General features: G+C 73.5%; 7 protein-coding genes. 1 reads left to right on the top strand and 6 read right to left on the bottom strand.

From position 1 onward, the window contains the following. The first annotated feature begins 255 nt into the window (after positions 1 to 255). Positions 256 to 2,181, top strand: a complete 1,926-nt coding sequence (locus ACFY5C_RS14140) for an AMP-dependent synthetase/ligase (protein ID WP_389444111.1) — start codon at positions 256 to 258, stop codon at positions 2,179 to 2,181. Positions 2,182 to 2,202: 21 nt separating this feature from the next. Here the strand turns inward: ACFY5C_RS14140 and ACFY5C_RS14135 are convergent, their stop codons facing one another. The 6 genes from ACFY5C_RS14135 to ACFY5C_RS14110 are packed head-to-tail and all read right to left on the bottom strand — an operon-like array spanning position 2,203 to position 9,144. After that, positions 2,203 to 3,345: a GNAT family N-acetyltransferase gene (locus ACFY5C_RS14135; RefSeq protein ID WP_389444110.1), complete on the bottom strand. Its 1,143-nt coding sequence runs from the start codon at positions 3,343 to 3,345 to the stop codon at positions 2,203 to 2,205. Continuing rightward, positions 3,342 to 4,019 carry a lipopolysaccharide biosynthesis protein gene (locus tag ACFY5C_RS14130; protein ID WP_389444108.1) on the bottom strand — a complete coding sequence of 226 codons (678 nt, stop codon included), beginning with the start codon at positions 4,017 to 4,019 and terminating at the stop codon, positions 3,342 to 3,344. Before ACFY5C_RS14130 ends, ACFY5C_RS14135 begins: the two co-directional genes overlap by 4 nt. Further along, positions 4,016 to 5,158 (bottom strand): glycosyltransferase, encoded by a 1,143-nt coding sequence (locus ACFY5C_RS14125; protein WP_389444107.1) that lies wholly within the window; start codon positions 5,156 to 5,158, stop codon positions 4,016 to 4,018. Before ACFY5C_RS14125 ends, ACFY5C_RS14130 begins: the two co-directional genes overlap by 4 nt. Next, positions 5,155 to 5,946, bottom strand: coding sequence for a polysaccharide deacetylase family protein (locus ACFY5C_RS14120; protein WP_389444106.1), 792 nt, complete (start codon positions 5,944 to 5,946; stop codon positions 5,155 to 5,157). Before ACFY5C_RS14120 ends, ACFY5C_RS14125 begins: the two co-directional genes overlap by 4 nt. Then, positions 5,936 to 7,867, bottom strand: coding sequence for a lipid II flippase MurJ (locus ACFY5C_RS14115; protein ID WP_389444104.1), 1,932 nt, complete (start codon positions 7,865 to 7,867; stop codon positions 5,936 to 5,938). Before ACFY5C_RS14115 ends, ACFY5C_RS14120 begins: the two co-directional genes overlap by 11 nt. After that, complete coding sequence (locus ACFY5C_RS14110; protein WP_389444156.1) at positions 7,864 to 9,144, bottom strand: O-antigen ligase family protein; 1,281 nt, start codon at positions 9,142 to 9,144, stop codon at positions 7,864 to 7,866. The genes ACFY5C_RS14115 and ACFY5C_RS14110 overlap by 4 nt, the downstream gene beginning before the upstream one ends. Positions 9,145 to 9,193 lie beyond the last annotated feature (49 nt).

The following is a 9,193-nucleotide window of genomic DNA, read 5'->3' as shown; positions in this document are numbered from 1 at the left end:
GGTGTCCGCCCGCAGTGGCCGGCGTCAAGAAACGGCACCACCCTGCCCAACTCCCACCGCCGGTCCGAGGACGGACACCCCCCGGCACGGCCCCGACCCACCCACCGAACCGCAGGCGCTACGCGCACCCCCACCCAACCCCCACAGGCCGCCGCAGGCATCCCCGCCCAACCGCCGGAGGCCACAGGCATTGACCTTCCGTTACGCACGAGTAAGTTGACCCCCCAGTAAGTCCACCTGGCACCGGGAGCCGACATGGGCGTACGCAAGGACCTGAAGCGAGCGAAGCAGCGTCGCACCGACCTGATGGACCGCACCAGGGTCGAGATCGTCAAGGACGCCGAGGGCGTGGTCCGCGAGGCGAGCACGCCTCCCCTCGCACCGCACACGCAATCCGGCAGCATCGCCGACCTCCCCTTCACCAACGCGGCCGAGGCCCCCGAGGCGATCGTCCTGCGCCGAGCCCAGGCCGACGGCACCTACCACCCCATCACCGCCACCGCCTTCGCCCGCGAAGTCACCGCCGTAGCCAAGGGACTGATAGCCGCAGGCGTGGAACAGGCCGACCGCGTAGCCGTAATGTCCCGCACCCGCTACGAGTGGACCGTGCTGGACTTCGCCATCTGGGCCGCCGGCGCGCAGACCGTCCCCATCTACGCCACCTCCTCCGCCGACCAGGTGGAATGGATCGTCCGCGACTCCGGCGCCCGCCACATCGTCACGGAGACCGCCGAGAACACCACCACGGTGACAACAGCCACGGCCGCCCACCCCCACCCCCCGCGCACCTGGGAGTTGGACGCGGACGCGCTCGCCGACCTCATCGTCCTCGGCCGCGACGTCCCCGACGAGGAGGTCACCAAACGCCGCACGGCCCTGACCCCGGACACCATCGCCACCGTCTGCTACACGTCCGGCACCACAGGCCAACCGAAGGGCTGCGTCCTCACCCACGCCAACCTGCACGCGGAAGCCGCCAACACGGTCGAGCTGCTGCACCCCATCTTCAAGGAGGTCACCCGACAGACCGCCTCGACCCTCCTCTTCCTCCCCCTCGCCCACATCCTCGGCCGCACCCTCCAGATCGCCTGCCTGATGGCCCGCATCGAGATCGGCCACTGCCCGAGCATCAAGCCCGACGAACTCCGCCCGGCACTCAGGCAGTTCCGCCCCACGTTCCTCGTAGGCGTCCCGTACCTCTTCGAGAAGATCCACGACACCGGCCGCGCGACGGCGGAGAAGATGGGCCGCGCCGCCTCCTTCGACCGCGCCGACCGCATCGCCGTCCGCTTCGGCGAGGCATACCTGCACAAGTTCCTCGGCACGGGCAAGGGCCCCGGCCCCGCCCTCTACGCCGCCTGGGCCCTGTACGACCTCCTGGTCTACCGCCGGGTCCGCAAGGAACTCGGCGGCCGCATGCGCTACGCCATCAGCGGCGGCTCCCCCCTCGACCGCAACCTCAACCTGTTCTTCTACGCCGCCGGAATCCTCGTCTACGAGGGCTACGGCCTCACGGAGACGACCGCCGCCGCCACCATCGTCCCGCCCCTGAGGCCCCGCCCCGGCACGGTCGGCCAACCCGTCCCCGGCACCGCCGTCCGCATCGCCGACGACGGCGAGGTGCTCATCAAGGGCGGCATCGTCTTCGGCTCGTACTGGAACAACCCGGCCGCCACCGACGCCGTACTCCAGGACGACTGGTTCGCCACCGGCGACCTCGGCACCCTCGACGAGGACGGCTACCTCACGATCACCGGCCGCAAGAAGGACATCCTCGTCACCTCCGGCGGCAAGAACGTCTCCCCGGCCGTCCTGGAGGACCGCTTGCGCAGCCGCGCCCCGATCGGCCAGTGCCTCGTCGTCGGCGACAACCGCCCCTTCATCGGCGCCCTGATCACCCTCGACCCGGACGCGGTGAGCCACTGGCTCGCCGTACGGAAGATGCCCGCCGGCACCCCGATGTCCGAGGTGATCCAGGACCCCCGGATGCGCGCGGACGTCCAGAAGGCCGTCGACTACGCCAACGAGGCCGTGTCCCGCGCCGAGTCGATCCGCGCCTTCGCCCTGGTCGAGGGCGAGTTCAACGAGGACAACGGCATGCTCACCCCGTCCCTGAAGGTCAAACGGCACGCGGTGACGACGGCGTACGCGGCCGAGATCGAGGCGCTGTACGGAAACTGACCGCCACGAGCCGCCCCCGTCTCAAGTGGCCGCGGCGCCACCCGCCTCCGCCGGAGCGGCGTCGCGCCGCAGGAGCCTCTTGGCCCGGCGCCGCGTCGCCGCCTCGGCCACAGCCGCCGCCAGCAGTGGGGCGGTGCGGCGCCGGGCCAGCAGAAACCGCTGGTTGGCGACCGTCTCAGGACACCAGCGGTACTTGTACGACTCCTCCCCGCGCAGCAGGCTCAGGGTCCGCACGGAGTCGGGCGCTACCTGCCCGCCCGACTCCAGATCCCGGGTGGCCGCGTGCAGCAGCATCGTCGCCACGTCCACCCTGCGCTCCCGCAGCAGCGGGTCGAAGCCGTACATGTACATACCCGTCAAGCGGCCGGAGAGAAGCGTCAGATTGACCGCCACGACCGTGCCTTCGAGCAGGAACTCCGTCGCCACCGCCGCACCGGACCGGGCCATCGGGACCGCCGCCCGGACCAGGTGCTCCAGAAACCTCGGCCGCAGGTGCTCCGACGTCACCTGTCTGCCCTGCCATTGCTTGCGGTGCAGTTCGAGGAGCCGGCGCAGCGCGGCCTCGGTCTCGTCGTGGCGCGCGACGCGCCATTCGATGCCGAGCCGGGTGAACTGGTTCACCTTGCTGCGGATCCGCCGGGCGCGCCCCGTCGGCAGCCGTGCGATCAGCTCGGTCATGGGGAGCGCGGGCAGGTCCAGGCACACGGAGTCGCTCATCCGGTGCCGCGGGCCGCGCCAGCACAGGTAGACCCGCTCCATCGCACCGCCCGGCCGCACCTCGCCGAAGTCGATCAGGGCGGTCCGCGCCAGGCCGGCCAGGGCGTCGGCCAGCGCCCCGGCGGCCGGTGCGGCCTGCTCCTCGTCGATGAGCACATCGCAGAAGTCGGTGATGGTGCCGCCGATCGGCACCAGCGCCGGCAGCGGATGGTGCACTCGCATCAGCGGGGCCGCCGCCACCAGTTCACCGTCCCGGCGGACCAGGACGACCCGCAGCCGCCCCGGTCTGCCGTACGACAGCCACCACGAGTGCAGCCAGGCGTGGCTCTGGAACGCCGTCGCGGACGGGCACGCCCCGCGCAGTCGTTCCCAGTCCTTCGCCAGCTCTCCGAAGGCGCGCTCGTCGGTGCAGACGTCGACCGACAGCGCGCGCCCGTGCCCGGTCACCCAAGGGTCCCGCGCGCGTCGGCGGCACCGGCCGGGCCGGGTACGGAGGCGCGGCTGTGATCGTCGTCGTCCCCGTCGGGCGTCCGCCGCGGCCGGGCCAGCAGCGCGAGGCCGCCCAGCAGGCCTCCGGCGCTCGCGCCCACCAGCGAGGTCAGCGCCGGTGACGCGGACGACGGATCGGTGGGCTTCAGCGCACGGGAGAGGCGCTCGAGCCGGATACCGGTGCGGGACTTGGTGTGGTCCGCCTCGGTGATCAGCGCGCGGGACACGGCGTTGGCGATGTCGACGGCCTGGCCGGGCTTCGACGAGGTCGCCGAGATCGCCACCATCGGCGCGTCCGGCGAGGTCGCCACCTCGACGTTCTCGCGCAGCGTCGAGACGGGCACGCCCGCCCACATCTGCGCGTCCGAGAGCACGGCGAGCTGGGTGGCCACGCGGCCGTACGCCTGCGCGAAGCCGAGCGCGTCGGTGCAGTCGGCCTCGGTGGTGCCGTTCGGCACGGCGACGACGGAGCTCGTGGCCGTGTACTGCGGCGGCCTGAGCTGGCCGTACGCGCCACCGGCCGCGGCGCCGAGCAGCGCAGCGGTCGGCAGCCACCACCACGAGGACAGCCGCGTCACGCGTGCGCGCGTACGGTCGAACGGCCGGGCAGCCTCTTCGGGGTTGTCAGTCATGAGGAACTCACTTCCAGGTTCGAGCCGGACAGAGCGTCCGTGTACAGATCCATCAGTTGGCGTGCGCTGCGCTCGATGTCGTAGCGGTGGACCACCTCAGGGACGGTCCGCTCGGCCGGTCCCGCCGCCCGCAGCCGCAGCAGTTCCCGCGCGTACGCCTGCGCGCCGCCCCGGACACGCCGGGCAGCGGGTGCCGCGTCCGGCGGCAGGTCCTCGACGGCGGGGCAGCTCGCGTACAGCACGGGCAGTCCCGCCGCCAGCGCCTCCACCACGGCCAGGCCGAAGGACTCCTGTGGCGACGGCGAGGCGAGCACGTCCATGGCGGACAGCAGGGCGACCAGTCCGGGCGCTTCGTCGCCGGGGCCGGGCAGATACGGCCGCTCGCCCGCCAGCACCAGCCGGTCCACGACGCCCAGCGCCCGCGCGGTACGCAGCAGCGCCGCCTCCTCGGGGCCGCCCCCGACCAGCAACAGCCGTACGTCCGCGGGCAGGTGGGGCAGCGCCTGCACCAGCAGGTCGAAGCGCTTGCCCGGCGTCAGCCGCCCCACCCCGCCGACGACGTACGCGTCCGGCGGCAGCCCGTGAAACGCCCGGGCCTCCTTGCGGCGCACCTCGTCGAAGCGGAACCGGGGCGCGTCGATGCCGTTCGGGATGACCCGGATGCGTGGCCCGGGCACGCCCCAGTGCCGCAGCCGTTCTGCCACCGTCGGCGACACGGCCACGGTGGTGTGGCCGAGGCGCTCGCCGGCCAGGTACAGCGCGCGGACGCCCGAGGTCAGCGGGCGGCCCTCCAGGCGGGTGTCGCCGATCGAGTGCTCCGTGGCCACGACGGTCCCGACTCCCGCGAGCCGCGCCGCGATCCGGCCGTAGAGACAGGCCCGGTACAGGTGGGTGTGCACCAGGTCGTAGCGCCCGGCGCGGATCAGCCGGGCGAGGCGTGGCAGCGCGCCGAGGTCGCGGTTGCCGTCCATCCCGAGGTGGGTGACACGGACCCCGTCGGCGGCCAGACCCGCGGCGACCGGGCCGGGATTGGTCAGTGCCACCACGTCGCACTGCGCGGGGAGATGCCGCAGCAGCAGGCGCAGCTGCTGCTCCGCCCCGCCCACGCCGAGGCCGGTGATGACGTGCAGGGCCCTCACACGGCCTCCAGGGCACGGCCGTGGACCCGGGCCAGTCGCCGCTTCAGCTCCAGCCGCACCGAGGTGTCCGCCTGCCCCATGTGGATACGGGGCAGCGCGAAGTCGCCGGAGCCGGCCGGGCCGGGGGCGATGGCGCAGGCGTAGCGGTAGCCGGCCCGGCGCACGGCGTCGGCGGCACGCTGGTCGAGGTAGCCGTACGGGTAGCAGAAGCCCTCCACGTCGGCGCCGGTGATGGCGGCGAGCCGGTGCCGGCTGTCGTTGACCTCGGTGTGCAGCACCTGGTCGGTCGCCAGGGTCAGATCGACGTGGGTCAGCCCGTGCGAGGCGATCTCCATGCCCGCGGCAGCGGCGCGCTGGACGTCGTCCACGTCGAGCAGCGGCTTGCGCGGGCCGGTCCGCTCCCAGCTGTTCTCGCCACCGAGCAGTCCGGGCAGCACGAACACGGTGGCGGTGAAGCCCCGGCGGCGCAGCAACGGCATGGCCGTGGTGACGAAGTCGGTGTACCCGTCGTCGAAGGTGAGCCCCACCAGGCCGCGCTCCGTGCCCCGGGCGCGCGCCGCGAGCAACTCGCGCACGCTGACTCCGCGCAGGCCGCGGCCGGCCAGCCAGGCGAGCTGTCTGTCCAGTCGCTCCGGTGTGACGGTGATGTTGTACGGGTCGTCCGGGCAGTCCGAGACCGAGTGGTACATGGCCACCCAGGCGGCGGCACGCCGTCTCGGGCGTCCCCCCACGGCTGTTTCCGGATCGGGTGCGTCCGCGCGGGGCGCGGCGGAGATGTCAGCGACCATGGCGAGGCTTTCGTGTGACGGAGCTACGGACGAAATGCGTGACGGGAAGCAGGAGGGACCGGACGCCGGCCGCGTCGAGGAGCCGGGCCAGCAGCAGGAACACGCCGGTCACGCACATGCAGCAGGCGGCGACGGCCGCCGCGGGCGAGTCGAACAGCTCCGCGCAGAGCAGTCCCGCCCCGCCTGCGCACCCGGCCGCGTACACCAGCCGGGCCAGCTCGGCGACGACCCGTCGGACCCGCACGGGCACGGCGCGGGGCCCCAGCCCGTGCAGCAGGAGCAGCGCCGTGAGGGTGATGCCGGCGGCGTTGGCCGCGGCGATGCCGCGGGCACCCCACGGGTCCACGGTCCAGGCGCTGAGGACGACGGTGACGAGCGCGCCCGCGCCCATCGCGCCCAGCGGGAACCAGGTGATCCGGCCGGTCGAGAAGTACGACCGCACCAGCGCCCCCACCAGCGTGTGCCCGAGCAGTCCGGCCGCGTACACCCGCATGACGGCGGCGGTCGCGGCGGTGTCCTGCGCCGTGAAAGCGCCGCGCTGGAAGAGCAGTTGAACGATCTGCGGCGCGCAGGCCACGACCACGGCGGCGCCGAGCAGCACGATGCAGGCCATCAGCGCCAGGTCCCGCTCGACCCGGTCCCCGGCCCGCCGCGTGTCGCCCTCGGCGATGGCCCGCGCCACCACCGGGAAGGTGACGACGCACACCATCATCGACAGCGACATCGGCAACTGGGCGATCTTCTGGGCGTAGTTGAGGTGCGAGATGGCACCGGCGGGCAGCCCGGAGGCGAAGTACCGCTCGACGAGCACCTGCGACTGCCGGCACAGCGCGAAGAGCAGGACGGCACAGACGAGGGCCGGCACGATCGACCGGTCACGGTCCCCGTCGTACTCGGCCCCGGCCGCGGTCGCGGACCCCTCGTCCCGCCCGACGACCCGCCGCCACAGGGACGGCGCCTGTACGACGGCCATGAGGCACCCGCCGATCGCGACACCGAGCGCGGCGGACCGTACGCCCCAGCTCTCGCCGATGACGAGCATCGTGCTGATGATCGCAAGGTTGTACGCGATGTAGATCGCGCCCGGCGCGAGGTAGTTGCGGTGGGCCCGCAGCGCCGCACTGCAGTATCCGGCGAGCCCGAAGCTCAGGACGCAGGTCGCGGTGAGCCGGGTGCAGGACACGGCCAGGGACGGGTCGGGCAGGCCGGGCGCGAGGACGGAGACCAGCAGCGGCGCCCCGGCCGCGAGCGCGGCGGCCGTACCGGCGAGGACGAGGCACAGCCGCGGCAACGAGGCGGCGATCAGGGCCTGCACGGGGTCGGTCCCGCCGATCCCGCGCGCCCGCCGCGCCAAGGCCACGCTGAACGCCGGCACCAGCACGAACGCCATGCCGTCCTCGATCAGCAGCGTCGACGCCATCTCCGGCAACGTCCAGGCCACCAGAAACGCATCGGTCTCCGCCCCGGCCCCGAACAGATGCGCAAGCGCCTGATCCCGCCCGAGCCCCAGAACGGCCGCGGCCATCGACAACGCGGCCGACAACAAGGTCGCCCTGGCGAGAAACCGCCCCGAGGGAGCACTGACCCGGCGGGCCGGCGTGGCTTCACGGCGGCCCTCGGGCAGGACAGGAGCATCGGTGCCGACCGCGGTGACGGGGCGGTCGCCCGGCTGGAGTGGGCTGTCGATGCCGGGGCCGGGGTCGGTGGCGTTCCCGGTCGTTCCGGGTGGGGGAGCAGTGGCGGGGCCGTGGTCCGGTGGGTACGGGGCTTTTGGGGCCGACGTATTGTGGGGGAGGTCCCCGACCGGTCGTGGGGCGCTGATGCCGGTGGAGCCGGTTACGCCGCCGTCCGGCACAAGTGCGTCCCCGGCGTCGGGCGCGCGGTCGGGGGCGCCCCCCGTCGTCGCCGGGTGGGCGGTCATCGCGGGCCTGCTTCGGCGGCCGGCGCCCCGTCCCGGGCGGCCAGGGCCCACCATGCCGCGAGGCCGAGGCAGATGCCCGTCAGGATGGTGGCGGGGCCGCCGATGTCGGCGTACAGGAAGTTGACGAGCTGCCAGAGCAGCAGGCCGCAGGCCGGGAGTGCGCAGTCGCGGGCGCGAACGGTGCGGCGCAGGCGGCGCAGCGCGTACAGCAGCAGGGCCAGCCAGCTGCCCGCGACCGTGAGCAGGCCCAGCAGGCCCTGTTCGCTGAGGATCAGCAGGTACATGTTGTGCGGGGAGAGCAGCGGCTGGCGCCGGTAGGCCTGGCCCGCGCCCCCCGTCTCGCTGCCGGACGACAGCGCGAGCGAAGCGTGCCCGTCCCGGTGTGCGGGAAAGGCCTTCAGCCCCACGCCCGTCACCGGGTGCCCGCTCCACATGTCGCCCGCCGCAGCCCACATGGTGTAGCGGTCGACGACCGACTGGTCGGGCGCGTCGGTGACCTGGGTGATGCTGGTCAGCCGCTCCTGCAGCGCCGACGCTCCCAGACCGAGCCCGCCCACCAGCACCACGCAGACCGCGGCCACCGCCGCGAACACCTTCGCCGCCCGCCGCACCCCGGCCAGCAGCAGCAGCGCCCCGCAGGTGAGCGCCGTCGCGATCCAGGCCCCCCGGCTGAAGGACAGCGCGAGCGGCAGGAGCAGCACCGGCGCGCACACGGTCGCCAGGATCCGCTGCCGCCGGGCCTTCGTCCCGAGGGCGAGCCCGACCGCGGCCACCACCCCCAGCGACACGACGGTCGCCATCCCCATCACGTCGGACGGCCCGAACGTGCCCACCGCCCGGATATCGGCTCCTTGATACGACGCGCCGGTCTCGGTGAGGTACTGGCGCACGCCGATGCCGCCCTGCCACAGCGCGAGGCCGACCAGCGACCACAGCACCAGCCGGGCGCCCTGCCGGTCGCGCACCAGCAGCACCACGGCGATCGGGACCAGCACGAACACCTGCAGATAGCGCGCCAGTCCTGCGACCGCGTCGCCCGTGGTCAACGCCCCCGCCGCGGCGACCGCGATGCCCACCACGGGCAGTCCGAACACAACCGCGGCCGTCCGCGTCAGCGGTGCCCGCTGCCACACGGCGTGGACGAGGGCGCACAGCACGGCCAGTGCGGAGGCGGCGTCGGCGGGCGTCGCGGCCCTGCCCGGCGTGACGGGAAGTCCCAGCAGGACGACGACCGCCACGACCGGCAGTGCGGGCAGGACGGACCGGACCCGGCGCATCGCCGGCCATGGCAGCGCGAACGGGGACGAAGGTGCCGCGGAAGTGGTC

Origin of the sequence: Streptomyces sp. NPDC012935 (genome assembly GCF_042900345.1) — a bacterium.
Classification (GTDB): Bacteria; Actinomycetota; Actinomycetes; order Streptomycetales; family Streptomycetaceae; genus Streptomyces.
This window is presented reverse-complemented; position numbering and strand designations above follow the sequence as displayed.

Bases quoted from the DNA above. Each gene is read 5' to 3' on its own strand.
- ACFY5C_RS14140 (WP_389444111.1), top strand. From the start codon at position 256: ATGGGCGTACGCAAGGACCTGAAGCGAGCGAAGCAGCGTCGCACCGAC.
- ACFY5C_RS14130 (WP_389444108.1), bottom strand. From the start codon at position 4,019: ATGACTGACAACCCCGAAGAGGCTGCCCGGCCGTTCGACCGTACGCGC.
- ACFY5C_RS14120 (WP_389444106.1), bottom strand. From the start codon at position 5,946: ATGGTCGCTGACATCTCCGCCGCGCCCCGCGCGGACGCACCCGATCCG.
- ACFY5C_RS14115 (WP_389444104.1), bottom strand. From the start codon at position 7,867: ATGACCGCCCACCCGGCGACGACGGGGGGCGCCCCCGACCGCGCGCCC.
- ACFY5C_RS14110 (WP_389444156.1), bottom strand. From the start codon at position 9,144: ATGCGCCGGGTCCGGTCCGTCCTGCCCGCACTGCCGGTCGTGGCGGTC.